Raw genomic sequence first — 19,762 nt, 5'->3', positions numbered from 1 at the left:
GAACAACTTTAATCGCCTCTACCACCCTATTCTCCGATATGGTGACCACTTCGGTGCGTGAGGACCTCGAGCGCGACATGGAGTGTCTCGACCTTCTTGGTTGCATTCACGGGCTCAACGAGCGGGATCAGCTGGTCTTTCAGGTGCTACAGCGGGCAGAAGAGGGACTCGCCGTCGACGACGTGGCCGACCGACTGGACTGTGAGCGGTCGACGGCGTATCGCTCGATCTCCCGGCTCCTCGAGGCCGGCGTCGTCGAACAGCGGCAAGTGAACTACGACCACGGCGGGTACTACTACGTGTATCGTCCGCGGACGCCCGAGGAAGTCGCGCACGAAATGCAGCGGTTGCTCAACGACTGGTATGCGGCCATCGGACAGCTCATCCGGGGGTTCGAAGACCGGTACGGCCGAGGCTCGGGCGACCGAGAGCAGCAGCCGATTCGGCCCCGTTCCTGAACCCTGTTAGCTCGGATTCTCCCACCCAGTATTGTGCACTTTATGCAAATACATAAGTCGGTGCGGTTCGAACGGGTAACTAATGGCCGAAGACATCGAGGAGATCCGACGACAGAAACTGGCGGAGCTTCGAAACCGGGCCGAAACGGGCGGTGCTGAGGAGGCAGCCCCGGAGAGTCCGTCCGAGCCGATCCACGTCAACGGCGACGCCGAGCTATCCGAGACTGTCGCCGAGTACGACCTCGTGCTGGCCGACTTCTACGCCGACTGGTGTGGCCCCTGCCAGATGCTCGAGCCGATCGTCGAAACGATCGCGGCCGATACCGGTGCGACCGTGGCGAAGATCGATATCGACGCGAACCAGCAACTCGCCGCCGAGTACGGTGTCCGTGGGGTTCCGACGCTCGTCCTGTTCGCTGACGGACAGCCGGCGGAACGACTCGTCGGAATGCAGGACGAAGCTCAGCTTCGCTCCGTGATCGAAACACACGCGTGAGCCGACGATGACTGGTGGGTCTGCTGACGCGGATGGACGCCACTCGAACGACCGCTCACTCGCGGCTGTCGCTGGCCCCCTCGAATCGTCACTGAAGAACGACCTCGGTGAGACGCTGGTCGGCCTCGCTTCTTACGAGGACGGCGAGTACGACGTCGTCTACCGGGACGAGGCGGCGTCCGCACAGTACACTGCGTCGGACATCCGGGCGATCCTGGAGCACATTCAGCTGGAGGCGATTGGCACCTCGGTCTACGAGGATTATCACGGAGAGCCGCTGCGTGCGACCGTTCGCGTGTACGATACGCTGGCCACCGTCGTGGTGCCAGTCGAGGAGACGACCGGGTTCGTCGTCGTGGTGCGGAATGATGGCTCACACGACCCGTATTCGATAGTCGGGACAGTCGAAAACGCGGTGTAGGTGTCCAGGGAGGACGGCCGTGGGTCTCACTGGGACCACAACGTCTATCAGCGAATGGGCGGTGATATTGCACAAAGATGGACGAAGAGGGCAATATCACTCGCCGGAGAGCACTCGTCGCCGGCGGCGCGGTTCTCGCGTTCGGCGGTGGTGTCGCCTACATCGGGTCACAGTCCGGAGCGAGCGGGCAGCACTACGTCCCGAACACCACACACGCCGGTACCGAGACGACCGGGTTCGGCGTCGACCTCACCGGGCGCCCCATCGCCGGCGAACGCGACGCGGCGGTGGACATCTACTACTGGACTGACTACCTGTGCCCGTTCTGCAAGCAGTTCGAGACGGAGACGCTGCCGGAGCTCGGTCGCACGTACCTCGACACCGGCGACGCTCGTCTGGCCGTCCTGCCCTACCCGAACATCGGGGCATACTCTGCGCCAGCGGCGGTCTGGGGCCGCTGCGTGTGGTCGCAGGTCGCCGACAGCAATCCGGACGCCTTCTGGAACTGGCACGCGGCGGCCTTCGCCGAACAACCCGACTCCGGCACGGACTGGGCCGACGACGAGGCGTTCGCGTCGGTCACCGAACAGACGGACGGCGTGGACCTGTCCGCGGTCGAGGCCTGCCGCGAGGAACGCGGCGCGTCGATTCGCGAGAGCATGGAGCCGAACGTCGACGTCGCCCGGGAGGCGAGAATCCGGGGGACGCCGGGGTTCGTACTCTACAACCGCGACTCCGGGGCGGCCGGGAAACTCGTCGGCGCCCACCCCTACGAGAACTTCGCCGACAGAATCGACCAGGTGATGCAGGCGTGACCGGGGACCGCGCCGCCGCGAGTCGCGACTGGGCTCGCGACCTCCGGGACGCACTCGCCTTCCCGCTCACGTCGGACGTGCGGTTGCTGTCGGCCGCCGTCGTGACGGTCGGCACGTACGTCGTCCTGGTGTTGAGCTCGTTCCCCCAGTTCTCGTTCCAGGTGCTCGCGAACGACCCGACCGAGGTCGGCTACGCGGTCACCGCCCTCACGCGTGAAGTGTACCTGACTACCGGCTACCTCGGACTCGCGCTGGTCGCCGCGTACGCGGTACTGACTGGCGTCGCGGTGGCGAACGCGCTCGCGCAGGTCCGCCGTGCGCGTCGACGGGGTGCGTCGACGATCGTCGGCGTGCTCCCCGGACTGCTCGCCGCCGGCTGTGCGAGCTGTGGCGCGGGCGTGCTCGGAGCGCTGGGCTTCGTCGGCGCGATGGCGGCGCTGCCGTTCGACGGCAACCTCCTGCGAATCGGTGGGATCGGGCTGCTCCTCTTCTTCCTCGGTCGCGCCGGCGACCCACGGACGTGTTCGGTCGACGGAGGTGTGCGTGCGTGACGTCGCTGCCACGCCCTCGTCTGCTCCGGAGTGTCGGCGTGAGCGTCGGGGTGTTCGTCCTGTTCGGGGCGGTGACCGGCCTGCTGCCGAACCCGGTCTACGTCCGGATGATCGACCGGACCCCGGCGGACTACCTGTTTCTCGTCGCCACAGCCGTCTTCGCCGGCGCGTTCGTCTACCAGCGCTCGCTGGCCGAAGAGCCGATCGGCGACCGGTTCGCCGCCGGCGGAATCGTCGGCGGGTTCCTGGCGTTCGGCTGCCCGATCTGTAACGCCGTGCTGCTCGCGCTGTTCAGCTCGTCGGCGCTCATGACGTACTTCGACCCGCTCCGACCGGTACTCGGCGTCGCGAGCGTGGTGTTCTCCGCCGGTCTCCTGGTCTACCAGCGCCGGCGTTGCGAGGTGTGCTGACCGTGCGACCGACAGCTTCGACGGCCCAAACACACTTGCGTCAGTCGAGTAGACGAAACACGAACCGATGACTGATTCGGACGAGGACGCGAGTGCCGCGGACGCGTCGACACCGCCATGGCGGTTACTCGGTGTTGGCGGCGCGTTGAGTCTCTGCTGTCTCTTCGCTGCGCCGACGGCCGGCGCCGCCGCTGCCGGGGGAACGGCGGCCGCACTCGGTGGCGGGCTCGTCAGAGTCCTCGTGACCGTGCTGACGGTGGGTGTGGTCGGTGTCGTCTACCGGTTCCGCTCGGGCTGTGGGTGCGGCGCGCCGGACGGCAGCGAATCCTGACGCAGTCCGGCGGCACTCGTCAGGGCTGCGTGAACTGTTCTTCGGCGAACCAGGTGACGATGCTGCTCTCACAGCGGTGGAGGATGTCGCTGCACGTCGACTTCGAGACGCCCAGCGTCTCTGCAACGTCGGTGAGCGTCGCTTCGCGCGGAACGGCGTAGTATCCCGCGTCGATAGCGACGGCCAGTACCTCGCGCTGTCGAGGCGTCAGCAGTCGGTCGGCCTCCGAGGAGCCGATCTCGACGACGGACTCGAGGTCGTATTCGATGCCCGCCTCGTCGAGGTGCTCGCGGAGTTCGGACAGCCGGTCCGACGACGTTGTCAGTTCCCACGTCGCGCTCCCGTCGAGCACGGTGAACGGCATCTTGACGGGGACGCCCGCCTGCCACAGGGGGAAGAGGAGCGGCGGGCTCGTGGTCTCGACCTGGACGAGCGCGGTCAGCTCGCGCTTCCAGAGCAAGTCGACGTCGCCGACGTCCGGTCGGCTCCGAACGTCTGCGAGGATGTCGAGGAGGTCGTCGCTCTCGATCCGGAGGAGTGCGATTCCGGCGTTCTCGCCCGCAAGCGCTGTCACGACTTCGAACGCCGTGGCGTCGTGAGTCGTCGATAGTTCGCGCATCCAGACGTCCGGAGGAAGCGAGATGGAGAGTCGGGCTCGAGGCACACCGGAACGTCGCCGCCGGGACGCCTTGAACTATGCCCTGACAAGTTCGCGTGAGGCCAACATGTTCGAACACGCCCGACAAGTTCGCGTGAGGCCAACATGTTCGAACACGCCCGACAAGTTCGCGTGAGGCCAACATGTTCGAACACGCCCGACAAGTTCGCGTGAGGCCAACATGTTCGAACACGCCCGACAAGTTCGGACGAACTGGTACCCGGGACGAACGACGACTCTCGGGCAGGTGTTCACGACGATGCAAACACGAACCGACCCGTTTCTCCTCGTGGCCGGCCTGTATCTCTCAGTCGGCTTGCTGGCCGTCGTCGGAAAGCTCGGCGTCGAATTCGGCGCGATCGACGCGTTGCCGCGGCTCCGATGGTTGACGATCCACTTCGTCACGATCGGAGGGCTGACGCAGGCGCTGTTCGGCGCGCTTCCCGCGCTCGTGAGTTCTGCGTCCGCGACGGCGGCTACCCGGAATCGGTGGTTCCAGTGGGCCTCCCTGAACGCGGGGTATCCGCTCGTCCTGATCGGGATGGCGACCGGCGACACGACGACCGCCGTTGTCGGTGCGACGCTCGTCCTCGTGGCGCTCGGCGGGCTGCTGGTGACGGTCTTCCGGGCGAGCGCGGCCGGCGACCACAGAACCCGATTCTTCAGGACCGCGCCGTGGTTCCTGGTCGTCGGCGTCCTCGCCGCGTTCGGGATGCTGTTGAACCGTCACGGGCCCGGCGGGTACTTCGGGTCGATCGAGGCACACGTGCACGCCAACGTCTGGGGGTTCCTCGCGCTCGTCGCGGCCGGCGCACTCCTCGTGTCGATCCCGCACCTGTTCGGAGCCGACCTCCGGTACCCGCGCCTCCGCAGCGTCACCTACTGGGGAATCACTTCCGGAGCGGCGGGACTCGTCGCCGGCCCGTGGCTCGCGCGCCACGAGCTCACGATGGGCGGACTGGCTGTGTATGTCGTCGGAACGGGGGCGCTGCTGGCGAACGTCGTCGGGACGTACCGCGCCGGTGACCGGACTCGCACTCGGCGGCTCGCTCTCGTTCTCGGAGCGTATCTCTGGCTGGCGTTTCCGGTCCCGTGGGCCCCGCTCGTGTTGCTGTTCCCCGAAACGGTTCCCGGGGCGGCGATCGAGCTAGCGGCGATCGACGGCCTCGTGTTCGGCTGGATGCTCCAGTTGGCGATGGCGTTCCTGCCCGCCGTCGCGGTTTCCCTCGGGAGCGAGACGCAGGACGTCGTCTCCCTGCTGGATGTGGGCGTCGAGACCGTCGGCCGGCCGTCCTGGATCCAGATTGCGAGCGTCAACCTCGGAATGCTCGCACTCTGGGGCACGGCGATGCCGCCACTCGAGGGGCTCGCGGCCTCGCTGACGCTCGTCGGCTACCTGCTGATCGCCGTCGCCTGGGCGTTCCTCGTTGTCGACCTCTGGACGGCACTGACGTCGCGGGCTCCCGTGACTGGCCCAGCCGCAGAATCGCTCTCCGAGTGAGGTCGTTCTGAGCCACGAGGGGGCAACAGTATTGTGTATTCTACGAAATACTTTTGATTCTACCGCTCCAACGGCGAGATATGAGCGACACGTCCGTGGTCGTCGGCGGTGACGAACGCCGCGAGCACGACCGAGCGCGAGGATCCGACTCACCGCCGTTCAGCCCCGCCCGGGATCCGGCTCTCAAGGGGGCGAACGTCCTCGACGGCACCCCCGACCACGCATGAGCGACGAGACGCCGGCCGAGTACGTTCGCGCGCACCGCGTGGAACTAGTCGAGCTCGCCCTCGACCTGCTTGGCATCGACACGTCGAACCCGCCCGGCGACACGCGCGAAATCGCCGCGGCGGTCGAGCGGTTCCTCGAGCCGCTCCCGGTGGACGTCGAGCGCTTCGCGGTCGACCCGGCGAAGCCGAACCTCCTCGTTCGAGTCCCCGGAGCGTCGGACGGGACGCTGCTCTACAACGGCCACCTCGACACCGTCCCGTTCGACACCGACGCGTGGGCTCGCGACCCGCTCGGCGAGCGCGTCGGCGAGCGCGTCTACGGCCGCGGCGCGACCGATATGAAGGGCGCCGTGGCGTCGATGCTGTTCGCAATTCGGGCCTTCGCGGCCACCGACACTGTTCCGCCCGTCGACCTCCAGTTCGCGTTCGTGAGCGACGAGGAGGTCGGCGGTGACGCCGGCCTGTCCGCGCTGCTCGAGGCCGGACGCCTCGACGCCGACGCTTGCGTCATCGGGGAGCCGACGTGCGAGGAAGGCCGCCACTCAGTCACAGTCGCGGACCGGGGCAGCATCTGGCTGACGCTCGAAGCTAGCGGCGAAGGGGCCCACGGCTCCCGACCGGTGCTCGGCGTCAACGCCATCGACCGGCTCTACGACGCCGTCGAAACCATGCGCGAACGGTTCGGCACCAGGCGACTCGAGATCGACGCTGACGTGGCACCGATCGTCGAGGAGTCCGTCGAGTACTACGCTCCCTCGATGGGCGAAGCCACCGCGCGAGACCTGTTCTGGTACCCCTCGATCAATCTCGGCGTCCTCGAGGGCGGCGACGCGATCAACACCGTCCCGCAGTCTGCGCGCGCCGAAGTCGACGTACGACTGACGGCGGGCGTCCACACGCCCGACGTGCTCGCGGGAATCCGGGAGTGCGTCGCCGACTGCGAAGGGATCACGATCGCCGACGTCTCCTGGAGCGTCGGTACCGCGGAAGCCCCCGGCAGCCCCCTCGTCGAAGCCGTCGCGTCGACAGCGGCGGACGTCACGGGCGAGCGCGTCTTCAGACGGAGCGCGACGGGTGGCGGTGACGCCAAGAAACTCCGGAATGCGGGCGTCCCGACCGTCGAGTTCGCGCTCGGAACCGACACGGTCCACGCGCCGGACGAGTACGTCCCGGTCGACGTGCTCGTCGACAACGCCGTCGTCTACGCTCAGCTCCCGGCGAGGTGGCAGTCCCAGATCGACTAGTAGCGGCCTTTAGGCTGACGTTTGCGCCGGGTCGCTCGGCGGGTAGGGGAGTCGTCGGAAAGGCTTAGGTGCCAGTATAGTGTATTCGTGGGTATGGAGAGCAATATTGGTGCGGCGGACAGACGAACCCGCATCGGTATCGGGCTGGCCTTGGCGGTCGTCGGCTCGACCTCACTCGCTGGTCTGCTCGGACTCGGGACGGTGGCCGGCGCAGTTCTGACCTCGCTGGGCCTCGTTCTCGTCGGGACTGGACTCGTCCGGGTCTGTCTCCTGTACCGCCTGCTGGGCGTGGACACGTCGGGGTCCCGGTAGGGATGGACCGATTCCAGAACACCGGCCAGCCCGACTGGGACTGGTGGAGCAGACTCTGGCCGACACCCGGTGCGACGCTCCGGGAACTCGGCCTCGAATCCGGCGAGTCGGTCGCCGAGGTCGGCTGTGGGAGCGGCTACTTCGCGCTTCCAGCCGCCCGTATCGTCGAACCCGAGCCAGTGTACGCGATCGACCTGGACGCGTCACTGCTCGATGAACTCGACGACCTCGCCGAACAGCAGGACATCGAGAACGTCGTCCCGATTCACGGTGACGCACGGAACCTGACTGACGTCCTCCCCGAACCGGTCACCACGCTCGTAGTGGCGAACACGTTCCACGGCGTCGACGACCAGTCCGGGTTAGTCGAACAGGCGTTCCGCGCGATCGAACCTGGCGGGAGCCTGATCGTCGTCAACTGGCACGAGCGCCCGCGTGAGACGACGACTGTCGGAGCTGAACCGCGGGGGCCTCCGACGGAGCTTCGGATGACGCCGAAGGAAACCGAAGACGCCGTGCTGCCGGTCGCAGCGTTCGAGGTCGACCGGCGGGTCGAGCTACCGCCGTACCACTACGCGGTCGTATTCGAGCGGTAAGCGCTCCCAGTCTTCGATTCCGAGCTTACTTCCCGGTGGCCTATCCCAGCCTATAGGTTTTCAGAATCTTGGAACTCGCACACAATACTAATACGGAAGGGTTCCAACTGCCGCCTGTGAGCTATCTATGACTGACATCGAGCCCGACGATACCGTCGACGCCAGAGGCGCAGCGTGCCCCGGTCCGCTGATGGACCTCATCGGGAGGATTCGAGGCGCCGAGTCGGGGGACGTGATCCGCCTGCTGAGCGACAACAACCAGTCGCTCACCGACGTCCCCGAGTGGGCCGAGGAAGCCGGCAACGAACTACTCGCGGTCGAGGAACGCGACGACCACAACGCGTTCTACGTGGAGAAAGCATGACTGAGCACGTCGTCATCGTCGGTGGCGGGACCGGCGGCACCGTCCTCGCGAACGACCTCGCCGACCGACTCGAACCCGAACTCGACGCCGGCGACGTCCGCGTCACGCTGGTCAACGACGACTCCGACCACGTCTACAAACCGGTCTGGCTGTACGTGCCGTTCGGCCAACGCGAGCCGGACGACGGACGCCGCCCGCTCGACGACCTCGTCGACGACGCCGTCGACCTCCGGATCGACCGCGTGTCCGACATCGACACCGAGTCCCAGCGGCTCCAGTTCCACGGTAGCGCCCCGTCAGTCGGCTACGACTATCTCGTCCTGGCGACCGGGTCGACGCTGGAGCCCGACCGAATCCCCGGCCTCACGGAGGGCGGTCACAACTACTACAGCGAGTCGGGCGCGACCGACCTGCGCGACGAACTCCTGGAGTTCACCGAGGGCGACCTCGTATTGAGCGTCATCGGGACCCCGCACATGTGTCCGGCGGCGCCGCTGGAGTTCGTCTTCATGGCCGACGACTGGCTCCGCGAGCGCGGCCTACGGGAGGACGTCGACATCACCTACACGTACCCGATTCAGCGCGTCCACGGCAACCCCCACATCGCCGAGTGGGCCCGCCCCATCATGGAGGAACGGGACATCCAGGTGGAGACGTTCTTCAACGCCGAGTCGGTCGACCCCGAGGCGGAGACCGTCACGTCGATGGAGGGGACCGAACTCGACTACGACCTCCTCGTGACGATTCCGCCCCACGGCGGCGTCGACCTGATCGAGGAGGCGGGGCTCGGCGACGGCGGCTGGGTCGACGTCGACAAGCACACGCTGGAAGCCGAGGCCGCCGAGGACGTCTACGCGCTCGGCGACACCGCCGACACCGGCGTCCCGAACGCGGGCAGCGTCGCCCACTACCAGGCCGGCGTCGTCGGGCAGCGCCTCGCCAGCGAGATTCGCGGCCGCCCGGCGACCGCGACCTACGACGGGAAGACGCTGTGCTTCATCGAGACGGGGATGGACGCGGCGTCGTTCGTCGAGTTCGACTACGAGAACCCGCCGTCGCCGGCGCTGCCCTCGGAGAAGCTCCACTGGTCGAAGCTGGCGTACAACGAGTCCTACTGGCTCACCGCGCGGGGACTGCTCTGACCATGTCCGAGAACCAGGCTACCGCGCCGACCGACCTCGAAGCGGCGATCGAGCAGAACCCCGAGGCGGTCGCCGAGTTCGTGGAGCACCTCGACGCCGTCAACGAGCTACTGGACGTGCTCTCGCTGGGCGAGAGCGCGCTCGACGACGAGATGGTCCGCGAGCTCTCGGCCACGGGGTCGACGCTGGCGGAGTCTGCGGACGGGCTGGCGACCGACGAGACCGTGGCGCTGGCCGAGACGGTCGGGGAGAACGGCGACGACCTGCGGGAGGCACTCGACACGGTGCTCGCGCTCCAGCGGAGCGGCACGCTCGACGAACTGGCCGAACTCGCGGAGGTCGGGTCGCTGGCGACCGCGGCGCTCGACGACGAGATGGTCACGTCGCTGGCCGGCACCGGCGCCGCGCTCGGCGAGATCGCGCAGACGGCGTCCGACGACGACACTCGTGACGGCATCGAGACGCTGCTGGAGGGGGTCGGTGAAGCGGAGCGGGAACCGCCCGAGCAGGTCGGGGCCGTCGGCCTGCTCCGCGGACTGCGTGATCCGGACGTACAGTACGGGCTGGGCTACCTGCTGGCGCTCGCAGGCGCGGTCGGCCATGAGCAGACCACCGGCGAATCACGCTAGCGGGCGACCTCCGGTTCGTTTCACTCTCCGACTCGATGTCGACGGTGGACCGACCGCATCGAGGTGTATTGCATAGTTAGACCAAGACTATTAAACGCCCAGTGCGTAGGGCCTGGTAATGGCAATACAGACGGCGAAGACGGACAGCGTGGTTTCGCTGGGTGACGACGACCTCGAAACGGTCGTCGGAGACAGCCACGTCGCGCTCGTGGAGTTCTACACGGAGTGGTGTGACACCTGCAAACGAATGGAGCCGACTCTCGAAGCGCTCGCGGCAGACACCGAGGCGACAGTCCTGACGATCGACATCGAATCGAATCTCGAAACGGCTGTCGAGTTCGGTGCCCAGAGCACGCCCACGTTCGTCCTGTTCGCCGACGGTCAACCGGTGAAACAGCTTCGCGGCGGCCAGAACGAACAGGCACTCCGCGACCTGATCGCCCGGTATCGCGACTAATCCACCGAGAACGAGATGAACCCCAGAGAACTTCGCGCCGACACGCCCGCCCTGCACGAGGACGTCTACCTGAACTTCGGCGCTCACGGGCCGAGCCCGCGGTACGTCGTCGAAGCCGCAGACGAGTTCGTGCGGTCACACGAGTACGAGACGAGTACTCGAAACGACCCCTACGAGGTGGCGTTCGACGCGTACGACCGTGTTCGCGAGCGCGTCGCCGCCTTCGTCGGTGCGGACGGCGACGAGATCGCGCTCACGGAGAGCACGACGGCGGGCATCAACGCCGTCGCGAACGCCATCGACTGGGAGCCCGGCGACACCGTCGTTCGAACCGACCTCGAACACCCGGCCGGGACGCTCCCGTGGCAACGCCTGGAACAGAAGGGCGTCGACGTCCGCGTCGTCGAGACCGAGGACGGCCGCGTCGACCTCGACGCCTTCGCCGAGGCCGTCGACGGCGCGCAGTTGGCGTGTTTCAGTGCGGTGACGTGGACGCACGGCACCCGGTTACCCGTCGGCGACCTCGTCGACATCGCCCACGAGGCCGGCGCGTTCGCGCTCGTCGACGCCGTGCAGGTGCCGGGACAGCTCCCGATGGACGTCGACGAGTGGGGTGCGGACGCCGTCGCGGCGGCCGGCCACAAGTGGCTGCTAGGGCTGTGGGGCGGCGGCTTTCTCTACGTCGACCGCGACGCCGCCGAAACGCTCGCGCCCGCCACAGTCGGCTACCGAAGCGTCGAAACGCCGACTGCAGACCCCTACGAGTTCGCGGCTGGCGCCCGACGGTTCGAGGTGGGGTCGTCCAATCCCGCTCCGCACGTCGCTCTGGCGGAGGCCGTCGATGCGATCGACGAGGTCGGAGTCGACCGTATCGCTGACCGTATCCAGGAGTTGGCCGGCCGGCTGGCCGATGGCGTCCCCGACGACCGGCTTCTCAGTCCGATCGAACCGGAGTCGGGACTCGTGACGATCGACGTGGGCGACCCCGAAGCGACGGTCGACCGACTCGCGTCGGAGGGAATCGTCGTCCGCGCTTTGCCGACGCCGGACGCCGTCCGCGCGTCGGTCCACGCGGTCAACACTCACGCTGAGGTCGAGCGGCTGCTGGACGCCCTCGAACCGGAGTGGGCCTGACGCGACCACCGTTCTCCGCCGCACCCCGCGACGACAGTCTCTCAGAGTCTACTCGTTGAAATCGGACGGCGCTGCTGGAGTAGCCGTCGGTGGGATACTGCGTCCGGGAGAGATACCGGGCTGTTTTAGTCGACCTGTACGCGACCGCTCTCGTCGACGACGACGTCGTGACCGCGATACGCGAACCGAATCTCGAGGTCAGACGCTGTCGGGTCCTCGATCAGCGTTTCTACTGCGTCCGGATCGACGACCCCGGCTAGCGGCGGGTCGAGTGTGACTGGCTCGACGCCCTCTGCCTCCGCGACAGCATCGACGACCTTGGAGATGGGGTCCTCGAGTTCGTTCATGGGGGATCAGACGAGGAGCTGGATGTCGGCGTCGGCCATGTCCTGGAGGGCGGTCGCCGCGCCGACGCCCGTGGTGACACCGTCGTAGAAGTCGTCCTCGTCGTAGTCCATGAGGTCGATGGTCATCTGACAGGCCTGGAACTCCACACCCATGTCGAGGCTCGTCTCGATGAGCTCCTCGATGGTGGCGGTGTCGTTGTCCGAGATCTTCTTCTCCATCATCTTCGTCGTCACGCGGTCCATGCCCGGGAGCGCGGCGACGGCGTTCGGGACGGGCATGTTGGGGTTGCCGACGGAGCTGAGTTTGAGGTTCTTCGAGCGCTCCTCGTGGAGGATTTCCAGCCCCCAGAACGTGTGGAAGACGGTCACCTCGTAGCCGAACGCAGCGGCGGTGCTGGCGAGGATGAGCGGCGGGTACGCCATGTCGAGCGTGCCCTTCGTCGCGATGATGCTCATCTTCTTGCCGTCGTCCTCACTGGTGGCTTCGGCGAGCGCGTCCTCGAGTTCGTCGACGCGCGCGGCCAGATCCGCACGCGAGGGCGCGTCGTCGGCCGACGCGTCGGGTGTGTCCGTGCTCATCGTTACTCCGTCTTGCGAACGTAGTGTTTGTACACGCCGTCGCCTTCCTCCTGTTCGACGAGTTCGACGCCCTCGGTGCCGTCGGCCCAGCCGTCGATGTCGCTCATGCTTCCGGAGTCGGTCGCCAGCACTTCGAGGATTTCACCCTCGGAGAGGTCGTCGATAGCCGTCTTCGTCTTCACCACTGGCATGGGACACGATGCGCCTTTCACGTCGAGCGTCTCTGTAATGTCGAATTCAGCACTCATTGGTTATCTGCTCCGTGAGTCTGTATTGGAGCTATCGCACAATACCCCCTGCCCAAGTAAAAGATTGTCGATTCTTGTGGAGACCACTAACTACTGTTGGACCGGAATTAGACTCTGAAGTCGTTTCAGAGCCCTCAAACCCGGTCTAGTTGGTCCGATACGGGAAACGGCCGCCACAGTATTGTTCGTACAGGGAACTACTATGCAAATGCTTTTGTGCGTCCACCCAGTAGAAGGGACTGCACACATGAACGCCGACGACTTCCCGACTCCGGACGTCGACGTGGAATCCGTCGACCCGGAGTCGCTCAAAGACCGCATCGACGCCGGCGAGGACGTCACGCTCCTCGACGCGCGCATGCAATCAGACTACGACGAGTGGCGTATCGACGGAGAGAACGTCACGTCGATCAACGTCCCGTACTTCGAATTCCTCGAGGACGACATCGACGACGACGTCCTCGACCAGATCCCCGACGACCGCGAGGTGACCGTCCTGTGCGCGAAGGGCGGCGCCAGCGAGTACGTCGCGGGCACGCTCGCGGAGCGCGGCTACGACGTCGACCACCTCGAAGACGGCATGAACGGCTGGGCGAGCATCTACGAGGCCGTCGAGGTCGAGCGCTACGACGGCGCCGGCACGCTCCTCCAGTACCAGCGCCCCTCTTCGGGCTGCCTCGGCTACCTCCTCTACGACGACGGCGAAGCCGCGATCATCGACCCGCTGCGCGCGTTCACCGACCGCTACCTCGAGGACGCAGACGACCTCGGTGTCGAGCTGCAGTACGCGCTGGACACCCACGTCCACGCCGACCACATCTCGGGCGTGCGCGAGCTCGACGACGACGGCGTCGAGGGCGTCATCCCCGAGGCCGCAGTCGACCGCGGCGTCACCTACGCGGACGAACTGACGACCGCTACCGACGGCGACACCTTCGACGTCGGTGACGCCACCATCGAGGCCGTCTACACGCCCGGCCACACGACCGGGATGACCTCGTACCTCGTCGACGACAGCCTGCTCGCGACCGGCGACGGGCTGTTCGTCGAGAGCGTCGCCCGCCCCGACCTCGAAGAGGGCGACGACGGTGCGCCCGACGCCGCGCGCATGCTCTACGAGTCCCTGCAGGAGCGCGTCCTCACGCTGCCCGACGACACGCTCGTCGGTGGCGCGCACTTCAGCGACGCCGCCGAGCCCGCCGCCGACGGCACCTACACCGCACCGATCGGCGAGCTCGTCGACGAGATGGACGCGCTCACGATGGACGAACAGGCGTTCGTCGACCTGATCCTCTCGGACATGCCGCCGCGGCCGGCCAACTACGAGGACATCATCGCGACGAACCTCGGCCAGAACGCCGTCGACGACGAGGAGGCGTTCACCCTGGAACTCGGGCCGAACAACTGCGCCGCCAGCCAGGACTCGCTCGCGGGTGACTAACGACGCCAATGGTGATTGAGGCACTCCCGCTACAGGTTGGCGCCGAGCTGTTCCCGAACGGAATCAGCCGGTACGCCGTCGGCGGGCTGCTCGTCGGCCTCGGTGTCACCGTCATCTACCTCGGGACCGGCATCAGCGCCGGCGCGAGCACGTTCCTGGAGTCGACGCTGTCGTACGTCTCCGACCGGTCCTGCTTCCAGCAGTACGTCGCCTCGCGGGACTGGCGGCTCGTGTTCACGCTCGGCATCGTCCTCGGCGCAGCCGTGTACGCAGTCGTCTACCAGGGCGGCGCGTGGACGACCGACGTCCAGCCGTGGCGGCTGCTCGTCGGCGGCGTCTTCGTCGGTATCGGCACGCGCGTCGGGAAGGGGTGTACGTCGGGTCACGGCGTCTGTGGCGTCGGCTCGGCGTCGAAGACGTCCATCGTGGGCGTCCTCACGTTCCTCACCGTCGCCATCGTGACCGCACAGGTAGTCGCCGCACTGGGGGTGAGCCCCTGATGAGTGACCGGCATCCCGCGTTCATGCCGTTGATCCTCGTCGGCGGGCTCGTCTTCGGCTTCGGGCTCGCGTACAGCCAGATGGCCCGGCCCGAGGTCGTCCTGAACTTCCTCCAGTTCGAGGACTTCGGGCTGGTGTTCGTGATGTTCGGCGGCGCCGCGGTGACGGGGCTGACGTTCTTCGTCGCGCCGCGGCTGTTGGGCCGCGCGCCGCTGACCGGCGACAGCTTCGAGCGCCGCTTGAAGTCCTTCGACCGGAACGTCCTCGTCGGCGGCGCCATCTTCGGCGTCGGCTGGGGGCTCTCCGGCATCTGCCCGGGCGCGGCGTACGCGAGCCTCGGCATCGGCAACGTCACCATCCTCTGGGCGCTCGCCGGGATGTTCCTCGGCGCGTACGCGCAGGGCTACTGGCGGAGCCGCAGCCAGGCGCGTGACACCGCCGCGACGCGCGCAGACTAACTCACTTCTATGGACCCCGCTCTCGTCGCCCTCTTCGTCGGTGCCGCACTCGCGAGCCTGTTCATGGCGTGGGTCATCGGTGCCGGCTCGAGCGGCGCCACGCCGTACGCCCCTGCCGTCGGCGCGAACGCCATCACGACGATGCGCGCCGCCCTCCTCGTCGGCATTTTCGGCTTCGCTGGCGCCGTCACCCAGGGCGGCAACGTCTCGGAAGCCATCGGCAGCGGCCTCGTCGGGGGCATCAGCCTGCCCGTCGCCGGCGTCATCCTCGTGCTCGTGTTGGGCGCGGGGCTGATGGCGGTCGGCATCACGACCGGCTACCCGATCGCGACTGCGTTCACCGTGACCGGCGCCGTCATCGGCGTCGGCCTCGCCCTCGGCGGAACACCGGTCTGGCCGAAGTACCGGCAGATCGCCGCCGTCTGGGTACTGACGCCGTTCGTCGGCGGTGGCATCGCGTTCACCATCGCGAGCCTCCTCCCGCGTCCCGACGTCCCCGAACGGTACAGTATCTCCGTTCTCACCGGCCTCGTCGGCGCCGTCCTCGTGAACGTCCAGTTCAACTTCCTGGGTGAGGGGAACGCAGCGGGAACCGTCCGCGGTCTCGGACAGCAGACGCTGGGCGTCGACGGACTCGCGTCGGCGGTCGGGGTTACCGGCCTCGCGGCGCTGGCCGTCGCGGTCGTCGTCTGGTGGGACGTCAGACGCGACGAACGCGGCGGCTTGCGTCGGGTACTGCTGGCGCTCGGGTCGCTCGTGGCGTTCTCCGCGGGCGGGAGTCAGGTCGGGCTCGCCGTCGGGCCGCTGCTGCCGCTGCTCGACGAGGTGGGGATGGTGTCGACGTTCGCCGTGCTCGTCGGTGGTGGCCTCGGAATGCTCGTCGGCTCGTGGACGGGTGCGCCGCGGATGATCAAGTCGCTGGCGCAGGACTACTCGTCGCTCGGGCCGCGGCGCTCCATCTCGGCGCTCGTGCCGTCGTTCCTGATCGCACAGCTGGCAGTCCTGCTGGGCGTCCCGGTCTCGTTCAACGAGATCGTCGTCAGCGCCATCATCGGGAGCGGCGCCGCTGTCGGCGGCCGGGAGGCGGTGGACGCCAGAAAGATTCTCGTGACAGTGGGGGCGTGGGCGGGGTCGTTCCTCCTCTCGTTCGCCCTCGCGTACGCCGCCGGCGCTCTGCTGTTGTAGCCGCTGCCGGCAGTCGTTAGTCGGCGGCCTGTTCGGTACGCCGACCGCCCTCGACGCCCAGTGGGTCGGCCGTCGAGGTCGCGGTGACCAGCCGGAGGAACTGGCCCGCGTTCGTGAGGAGTTTGTTCTCCGCCTTCCGGAGGTGTTCTTCGTACGTCGAGCGAGCGACGGCGGTTTGTTCGGCGAGGTCGCGGAGCGACGTCTTCCGGGGTTGTTCGTAGTAGCCGCTTTCGAGGGCGAACTGGAGTGCGGCTAGCTGCCGGTCAGTGATGTCTTCGAACAGCTGGTTCGCCGGCGCCAGCATACTGTGTGGAATCTGTGTCTCCGAGATCGACGTCTTCGAGAGGAGTTCGATCTCCCTGTCGGAACGGAGCTCTTCGAGCAGTTCGCGCACGTCCTCGCCGTCGAACGCGACGACCGTGTAGTGCTCCCAGCCCTGGCGGTAGATCGTCGGCGACTGGTACAGGCAGTTGTGCTCCTCGAAGCGGTCGATGACGGACTCTTCGAGCGAACAGAGACAGGACTGGGTGACGACGTGGTACCCGCCGTCGTCCGCCGACTCGTACAGTACAGTGCCGATCTCGTCGATCTCGTCGAGTAGTTCGTCGGTCGGCGTCGTCTCCGTCGTGATCTCGAGCACCTGGCAGTCGCTCAGCGGCCACTCGCGTATCGTCAGGTCCGGGTATCGCTCCGAGAGCTTCCGGTACGGGCACTCGTGTTTGACGCGAATCGACGCCTCGTACAGTCCCATACGGGTAGTTTCGGACTCGACGCAGTTAGCAGTGCCGGTCATGTCCGGCAGTACCCATATGGAGACACCGGTGCTATTCGGGAACACCGATGCAGGAACTCTCGCCAGAGGAGCTCGGCGAACAGTTACAGGACGACGACGAGGACCCACTCGTCCTGGACATTCGCCACGAGGAAGACTTCGAGGAGTGGCACATTCCGGGCAGCCGTAGCGTCGACGTCTACGACGAATTGACCGACGACCCGGAACAGGCCATAGAACCGCTCTCCGACCTCCCCGACGGCGAACAGATCGTCACCGTCTGTGCGGCGGGCGTCGTCTCACAGACTGCGACGGAAGTACTCCGAGAACTGGACTACGACGCGGTGACGCTGACGGACGGAATGAACGGCTGGAGCCGCGTCCACCGCCACGCCGAGGTCCCCGTCGACGTCGACGGCACGCTCGTCCAGGTCGCGCGTCCGGGGAAAGGCTGTCTCTCGCACGTCCTCGTCTCGGACGGCGAGGCCGCCGTCTTCGACCCGTCACACTATCTCGACGAGTACGAGACGATTCTCGACGAGTACGACGCCGACCTCGTCGGCGTCTTCGACACGCACGCCCACGCCGACCACGTCTCGGGTGCCGCGGACCTCGCCGACCGCCACGACGTTCCCTACTACCTCCACCAGAAGGACGCGCTCGCTATCGACGCGACGCCGATCGAAGACGGACAGACCGTGACCGTCGGCAGTCTCGATATCGAGGTCGTCCACACGCCCGGCCACAGCGAGGGGAGCGTCTCCTTCGACGTCGAGGGCGCGGCGCTGCTCACCGGCGATACGCTTTTCCACGACAGCGTCGGCCGCGTCGAACTCGGCGTCGAAGCCGGCATCGAGGACTCCGACGTCGAGCAGAACGCCGCGACGCTCTACGAGAGCCTCCAGCGCCTACTTGACCGGCCGGACGACGCGTTAGTCCTCCCAGCACACGACCCCGGCTCGCCCGAACCCCCGGTGACCGCCACTCTCGCGGAGGTCAGAGAACGGAACACCGACCTCGGGCGCGACCGCGACGAGTTCGTCGAGGACCTCGCGTCCGACATCCCGGACCACCCGCCGAACTTCGAGCGCGTCAAGCAGACGAACGTCGGGCAGGAATCTGTCCCCGAGGACGAACTGGCCGAACTGGAACTGGGTCCGAACAACTGCGCGGCGGAGTGAATCGATGAGTACGACGACTGACCTCAAACAGGGCATCCGCGAACACCTCGGCCAGTTCTCGCTGCACGTCCTGCTCGTCTTCGCGACCGGCCTGACCATCGGCTCCGAGCGCACCGTCGTCCCCGTGCTAGGGGAGGACGTCCTCGGCGTCGAGTCGTTCCTCGTGATCGGCTCGTTCGTCGTCTCGTTCGGCATCGTGAAGTCGATCCTCAACCTCTACGCCGGCAAGTGGGGCGAGGAGTACGGCCGCAAGCCTGTCCTCGTCGCCGGGTGGGCGACGGCGCTCCCGCTGCCGATCATCCTGATCTTCGCTCCCAGCTGGGGCTGGATCACCGTCGGGAACGTCCTGCTGGGAATCAACCAGGCGCTGACCTGGAGTATGGCGATCAACGCGAAGATCGACCTCGCGGGCCCCGACCAGCGGGGCCTCGCGGTCGGCATCGACGAGGCGTTCGGCTACACTGGCGTCGCCGTCGGCGCCTGGATCACGGGCGTCATCGCCGGCCAGTGGAATCTGCGGCCGGAGCCGTTCTACTTCCTCGCCGTGGTCGTCGTGCTGGCGTTCCTCATCTCGATCTTCCTGATCAAGGAGACCGTCCAGTACGCGCAGGCCGAAGGTGACGACGACCACCACGACGCGAATCTGCCGTTCGAGGCGGTGCTGAAGCGCGCGACGTACGGCGACCGGACGCTGTTCGCGGCGGCGCAGGCCGGCCACATCGAGAACTTCGTCGACACGCTGTTCTGGATCGCCGTCCCGCTGTACCTGACGAGTCAGGGCCTCGGCATCGCGGCGGTCGGGGTCGTCGTCGGCGTCCACAGCGCGATGTACTTCCTCCAGATCGCGACCGGCGGGCTCGCGGACCGCATCGGTCGCCGTCCGCCCGTCATCGCCGGGATGTTCCTCGCCGGCGCGGGCGTCCTCGGGATGGTGCTCGTCGATAGCTACCTCCCGTGGGCCGTCTTGGCTGGCACCTCCGGGCTCGGCATGGCGCTGCTGTACCCGAACCTGATGACGGTTCCGAGCGACGCCGCCCACCCGACGTGGCGGTCGGCTGGGATGGGCGTCTACCGGATGTGGCGTGACTCCGGCTACGCCGTCGGCGCGATCCTGATCGGACTCTCGATGGAGTTCGTGAACGCGGCAGCCGCGTTCTACGTGACCGCCGGCCTGATGTTCGTCTCCGGCGCTGTGGTGTATCTCTGGATGGAGGAAACCCACCCCGACTTCGGCACTCACGAGCCGCCCGCGCCTGCGGCCTCCGATTGAACTGAACTGTCGAAGGCCCCCGCTTTCGACGGTAT

The 19,762-nt window shown here is 67.0% G+C and carries 28 protein-coding genes; 23 read left to right on the top strand and 5 right to left on the bottom strand.

Annotated elements, in window-relative coordinates:
* The first annotated feature begins 38 nt into the window (after nt 1–38).
* From G9C83_RS13915 to G9C83_RS13885, 7 genes are all read left to right on the top strand, one after another.
* Complete coding sequence (locus G9C83_RS13915) at nt 39–458, top strand: helix-turn-helix domain-containing protein (protein ID WP_208288741.1); 420 nt, start codon at nt 39–41, stop codon at nt 456–458.
* An 82-nt stretch (nt 459–540) separates the two neighbouring features.
* The gene (gene trxA, locus G9C83_RS13910; protein WP_167246907.1) at nt 541–954 is read left to right on the top strand and encodes a thioredoxin; all 414 of its coding nucleotides are present in this window, start codon (nt 541–543) and stop codon (nt 952–954) included.
* A gap of 7 nt (nt 955–961) precedes the next feature.
* A complete protein-coding gene (locus tag G9C83_RS13905; RefSeq protein ID WP_167246905.1) occupies nt 962–1,375 on the top strand; it encodes a hypothetical protein in 414 nt (137 codons plus the stop codon).
* 77 nt (nt 1,376–1,452) lie between these two features.
* Complete coding sequence (locus G9C83_RS13900; protein WP_167246903.1) at nt 1,453–2,190, top strand: thioredoxin domain-containing protein; 738 nt, start codon at nt 1,453–1,455, stop codon at nt 2,188–2,190.
* Nucleotides 2,187–2,741, top strand: coding sequence for a hypothetical protein (locus tag G9C83_RS13895; protein ID WP_167246901.1), 555 nt, complete (start codon nt 2,187–2,189; stop codon nt 2,739–2,741). The genes G9C83_RS13900 and G9C83_RS13895 overlap by 4 nt, the downstream gene beginning before the upstream one ends.
* Nucleotides 2,742–2,779: 38 nt before the next feature.
* Nucleotides 2,780–3,151, top strand: a complete 372-nt coding sequence (locus G9C83_RS13890) for a hypothetical protein (protein ID WP_347877803.1) — start codon at nt 2,780–2,782, stop codon at nt 3,149–3,151.
* Between the two features lie 67 nt (nt 3,152–3,218).
* Nucleotides 3,219–3,482 (top strand): hypothetical protein, encoded by a 264-nt coding sequence (locus tag G9C83_RS13885; protein WP_167246899.1) that lies wholly within the window; start codon nt 3,219–3,221, stop codon nt 3,480–3,482.
* A 19-nt stretch (nt 3,483–3,501) separates the two neighbouring features.
* Here the strand turns inward: G9C83_RS13885 and G9C83_RS16295 are convergent, their stop codons facing one another.
* A complete protein-coding gene (locus G9C83_RS16295) occupies nt 3,502–4,146 on the bottom strand; it encodes a helix-turn-helix domain-containing protein (RefSeq protein ID WP_167246897.1) in 645 nt (214 codons plus the stop codon).
* Between the two features lie 253 nt (nt 4,147–4,399).
* Between G9C83_RS16295 and G9C83_RS13875 the strand changes: the two genes are divergently transcribed.
* From G9C83_RS13875 to G9C83_RS13830, 10 genes are all read left to right on the top strand, one after another.
* The gene (locus G9C83_RS13875) at nt 4,400–5,641 is read left to right on the top strand and encodes a hypothetical protein (protein WP_167246895.1); all 1,242 of its coding nucleotides are present in this window, start codon (nt 4,400–4,402) and stop codon (nt 5,639–5,641) included.
* Nucleotides 5,642–5,721: 80 nt separating this feature from the next.
* Complete coding sequence (locus G9C83_RS13870) at nt 5,722–5,868, top strand: hypothetical protein (RefSeq protein ID WP_167246893.1); 147 nt, start codon at nt 5,722–5,724, stop codon at nt 5,866–5,868.
* Nucleotides 5,865–7,112, top strand: coding sequence for a M20/M25/M40 family metallo-hydrolase (locus G9C83_RS13865; RefSeq protein WP_167246891.1), 1,248 nt, complete (start codon nt 5,865–5,867; stop codon nt 7,110–7,112). The genes G9C83_RS13870 and G9C83_RS13865 overlap by 4 nt, the downstream gene beginning before the upstream one ends.
* Before the next feature lie 93 nt (nt 7,113–7,205).
* A complete protein-coding gene (locus G9C83_RS13860) occupies nt 7,206–7,424 on the top strand; it encodes a DUF2892 domain-containing protein (protein ID WP_208288739.1) in 219 nt (72 codons plus the stop codon).
* Between the two features lie 2 nt (nt 7,425–7,426).
* Complete coding sequence (locus G9C83_RS13855; protein WP_167246887.1) at nt 7,427–8,020, top strand: class I SAM-dependent methyltransferase; 594 nt, start codon at nt 7,427–7,429, stop codon at nt 8,018–8,020.
* Between the two features lie 127 nt (nt 8,021–8,147).
* Nucleotides 8,148–8,384 (top strand): sulfurtransferase TusA family protein, encoded by a 237-nt coding sequence (locus G9C83_RS13850; RefSeq protein WP_167246885.1) that lies wholly within the window; start codon nt 8,148–8,150, stop codon nt 8,382–8,384.
* Nucleotides 8,381–9,526 (top strand): FAD/NAD(P)-binding oxidoreductase, encoded by a 1,146-nt coding sequence (locus tag G9C83_RS13845; protein ID WP_167246883.1) that lies wholly within the window; start codon nt 8,381–8,383, stop codon nt 9,524–9,526. Before G9C83_RS13850 ends, G9C83_RS13845 begins: the two co-directional genes overlap by 4 nt.
* A 2-nt stretch (nt 9,527–9,528) precedes the next feature.
* Complete coding sequence (locus tag G9C83_RS13840; protein WP_167246881.1) at nt 9,529–10,155, top strand: DUF1641 domain-containing protein; 627 nt, start codon at nt 9,529–9,531, stop codon at nt 10,153–10,155.
* A 118-nt stretch (nt 10,156–10,273) separates the two neighbouring features.
* Nucleotides 10,274–10,612 (top strand): thioredoxin family protein, encoded by a 339-nt coding sequence (locus G9C83_RS13835; RefSeq protein WP_208288736.1) that lies wholly within the window; start codon nt 10,274–10,276, stop codon nt 10,610–10,612.
* A 15-nt stretch (nt 10,613–10,627) separates the two neighbouring features.
* Nucleotides 10,628–11,746, top strand: a complete 1,119-nt coding sequence (locus G9C83_RS13830; RefSeq protein WP_167246879.1) for an aminotransferase class V-fold PLP-dependent enzyme — start codon at nt 10,628–10,630, stop codon at nt 11,744–11,746.
* 125 nt (nt 11,747–11,871) lie between these two features.
* Here G9C83_RS13830 and G9C83_RS13825 read toward each other — a convergent pair whose 3' ends face one another.
* From G9C83_RS13825 to G9C83_RS13815, 3 genes are read right to left on the bottom strand one after another with little or no spacing between them, the layout of a single operon-like run.
* Nucleotides 11,872–12,093 carry a HalOD1 output domain-containing protein gene (locus G9C83_RS13825; protein ID WP_167246877.1) on the bottom strand — a complete coding sequence of 74 codons (222 nt, stop codon included), beginning with the start codon at nt 12,091–12,093 and terminating at the stop codon, nt 11,872–11,874.
* Between the two features lie 6 nt (nt 12,094–12,099).
* Nucleotides 12,100–12,672, bottom strand: a complete 573-nt coding sequence (locus tag G9C83_RS13820) for a DsrE/DsrF/DrsH-like family protein (protein ID WP_167246875.1) — start codon at nt 12,670–12,672, stop codon at nt 12,100–12,102.
* Nucleotides 12,673–12,674: 2 nt separating this feature from the next.
* A complete protein-coding gene (locus tag G9C83_RS13815; RefSeq protein ID WP_167246873.1) occupies nt 12,675–12,920 on the bottom strand; it encodes a sulfurtransferase TusA family protein in 246 nt (81 codons plus the stop codon).
* 247 nt (nt 12,921–13,167) lie between these two features.
* On the opposite strand from G9C83_RS13815, the gene G9C83_RS13810 reads away from it, so the two are divergent.
* From G9C83_RS13810 to G9C83_RS13795, 4 genes are read left to right on the top strand one after another with little or no spacing between them, the layout of a single operon-like run.
* Entirely contained in the window at nt 13,168–14,361 is a 1,194-nt protein-coding gene (locus tag G9C83_RS13810; protein ID WP_167246870.1) for an MBL fold metallo-hydrolase, read from the top strand.
* Between the two features lie 8 nt (nt 14,362–14,369).
* A complete protein-coding gene (locus tag G9C83_RS13805) occupies nt 14,370–14,861 on the top strand; it encodes a YeeE/YedE family protein (RefSeq protein ID WP_167246868.1) in 492 nt (163 codons plus the stop codon).
* On the top strand, nt 14,861–15,319 hold the full coding sequence (locus G9C83_RS13800; RefSeq protein WP_167246866.1) for a YeeE/YedE family protein: 459 nt from the start codon (nt 14,861–14,863) through the stop codon (nt 15,317–15,319). The genes G9C83_RS13805 and G9C83_RS13800 overlap by 1 nt, the downstream gene beginning before the upstream one ends.
* 9 nt (nt 15,320–15,328) lie before the next feature.
* Nucleotides 15,329–16,504, top strand: a complete 1,176-nt coding sequence (locus G9C83_RS13795) for an inorganic phosphate transporter (RefSeq protein WP_167246864.1) — start codon at nt 15,329–15,331, stop codon at nt 16,502–16,504.
* A 16-nt stretch (nt 16,505–16,520) separates the two neighbouring features.
* On the opposite strand, the gene G9C83_RS13790 is transcribed toward G9C83_RS13795, so the two are convergent.
* The gene (locus tag G9C83_RS13790) at nt 16,521–17,255 is read right to left on the bottom strand and encodes a helix-turn-helix domain-containing protein (RefSeq protein WP_167246862.1); all 735 of its coding nucleotides are present in this window, start codon (nt 17,253–17,255) and stop codon (nt 16,521–16,523) included.
* 89 nt (nt 17,256–17,344) lie between these two features.
* On the opposite strand from G9C83_RS13790, the gene G9C83_RS13785 reads away from it, so the two are divergent.
* Both G9C83_RS13785 and G9C83_RS13780 read left to right on the top strand, forming a co-directional pair.
* Nucleotides 17,345–18,457 (top strand): MBL fold metallo-hydrolase, encoded by a 1,113-nt coding sequence (locus G9C83_RS13785; RefSeq protein ID WP_167246860.1) that lies wholly within the window; start codon nt 17,345–17,347, stop codon nt 18,455–18,457.
* A gap of 4 nt (nt 18,458–18,461) precedes the next feature.
* A complete protein-coding gene (locus G9C83_RS13780) occupies nt 18,462–19,727 on the top strand; it encodes an MFS transporter (protein WP_167246858.1) in 1,266 nt (421 codons plus the stop codon).
* Nucleotides 19,728–19,762: the final 35 nt, after the last annotated feature.

This window comes from Halobacterium sp. R2-5 (assembly GCF_011734195.1).
Taxonomy (GTDB): domain Archaea; phylum Halobacteriota; class Halobacteria; order Halobacteriales; family Halobacteriaceae; genus Halobacterium.
This window is presented reverse-complemented; position numbering and strand designations above follow the sequence as displayed.

Excerpts from the sequence above, each read along its gene's own strand:
- G9C83_RS13915 (WP_208288741.1), top strand. The coding sequence starts at position 39 with ATGGTGACCACTTCGGTGCGTGAGGACCTCGAGCGCGACATGGAGTGT.
- trxA (WP_167246907.1), top strand. The coding sequence starts at position 541 with ATGGCCGAAGACATCGAGGAGATCCGACGACAGAAACTGGCGGAGCTT.
- G9C83_RS13905 (WP_167246905.1), top strand. The coding sequence starts at position 962 with ATGACTGGTGGGTCTGCTGACGCGGATGGACGCCACTCGAACGACCGC.
- G9C83_RS13900 (WP_167246903.1), top strand. The coding sequence starts at position 1,453 with ATGGACGAAGAGGGCAATATCACTCGCCGGAGAGCACTCGTCGCCGGC.
- G9C83_RS13885 (WP_167246899.1), top strand. The coding sequence starts at position 3,219 with ATGACTGATTCGGACGAGGACGCGAGTGCCGCGGACGCGTCGACACCG.
- G9C83_RS13875 (WP_167246895.1), top strand. The coding sequence starts at position 4,400 with ATGCAAACACGAACCGACCCGTTTCTCCTCGTGGCCGGCCTGTATCTC.
- G9C83_RS13870 (WP_167246893.1), top strand. The coding sequence starts at position 5,722 with ATGAGCGACACGTCCGTGGTCGTCGGCGGTGACGAACGCCGCGAGCAC.
- G9C83_RS13865 (WP_167246891.1), top strand. The coding sequence starts at position 5,865 with ATGAGCGACGAGACGCCGGCCGAGTACGTTCGCGCGCACCGCGTGGAA.
- G9C83_RS13860 (WP_208288739.1), top strand. The coding sequence starts at position 7,206 with ATGGAGAGCAATATTGGTGCGGCGGACAGACGAACCCGCATCGGTATC.
- G9C83_RS13855 (WP_167246887.1), top strand. The coding sequence starts at position 7,427 with ATGGACCGATTCCAGAACACCGGCCAGCCCGACTGGGACTGGTGGAGC.
- G9C83_RS13850 (WP_167246885.1), top strand. The coding sequence starts at position 8,148 with ATGACTGACATCGAGCCCGACGATACCGTCGACGCCAGAGGCGCAGCG.
- G9C83_RS13845 (WP_167246883.1), top strand. The coding sequence starts at position 8,381 with ATGACTGAGCACGTCGTCATCGTCGGTGGCGGGACCGGCGGCACCGTC.
- G9C83_RS13840 (WP_167246881.1), top strand. The coding sequence starts at position 9,529 with ATGTCCGAGAACCAGGCTACCGCGCCGACCGACCTCGAAGCGGCGATC.
- G9C83_RS13835 (WP_208288736.1), top strand. The coding sequence starts at position 10,274 with ATGGCAATACAGACGGCGAAGACGGACAGCGTGGTTTCGCTGGGTGAC.
- G9C83_RS13830 (WP_167246879.1), top strand. The coding sequence starts at position 10,628 with ATGAACCCCAGAGAACTTCGCGCCGACACGCCCGCCCTGCACGAGGAC.
- G9C83_RS13825 (WP_167246877.1), bottom strand. The coding sequence starts at position 12,093 with ATGAACGAACTCGAGGACCCCATCTCCAAGGTCGTCGATGCTGTCGCG.
- G9C83_RS13820 (WP_167246875.1), bottom strand. The coding sequence starts at position 12,672 with ATGAGCACGGACACACCCGACGCGTCGGCCGACGACGCGCCCTCGCGT.
- G9C83_RS13815 (WP_167246873.1), bottom strand. The coding sequence starts at position 12,920 with ATGAGTGCTGAATTCGACATTACAGAGACGCTCGACGTGAAAGGCGCA.
- G9C83_RS13810 (WP_167246870.1), top strand. The coding sequence starts at position 13,168 with ATGAACGCCGACGACTTCCCGACTCCGGACGTCGACGTGGAATCCGTC.
- G9C83_RS13805 (WP_167246868.1), top strand. The coding sequence starts at position 14,370 with ATGGTGATTGAGGCACTCCCGCTACAGGTTGGCGCCGAGCTGTTCCCG.
- G9C83_RS13800 (WP_167246866.1), top strand. The coding sequence starts at position 14,861 with ATGAGTGACCGGCATCCCGCGTTCATGCCGTTGATCCTCGTCGGCGGG.
- G9C83_RS13795 (WP_167246864.1), top strand. The coding sequence starts at position 15,329 with ATGGACCCCGCTCTCGTCGCCCTCTTCGTCGGTGCCGCACTCGCGAGC.
- G9C83_RS13790 (WP_167246862.1), bottom strand. The coding sequence starts at position 17,255 with ATGGGACTGTACGAGGCGTCGATTCGCGTCAAACACGAGTGCCCGTAC.
- G9C83_RS13785 (WP_167246860.1), top strand. The coding sequence starts at position 17,345 with ATGCAGGAACTCTCGCCAGAGGAGCTCGGCGAACAGTTACAGGACGAC.
- G9C83_RS13780 (WP_167246858.1), top strand. The coding sequence starts at position 18,462 with ATGAGTACGACGACTGACCTCAAACAGGGCATCCGCGAACACCTCGGC.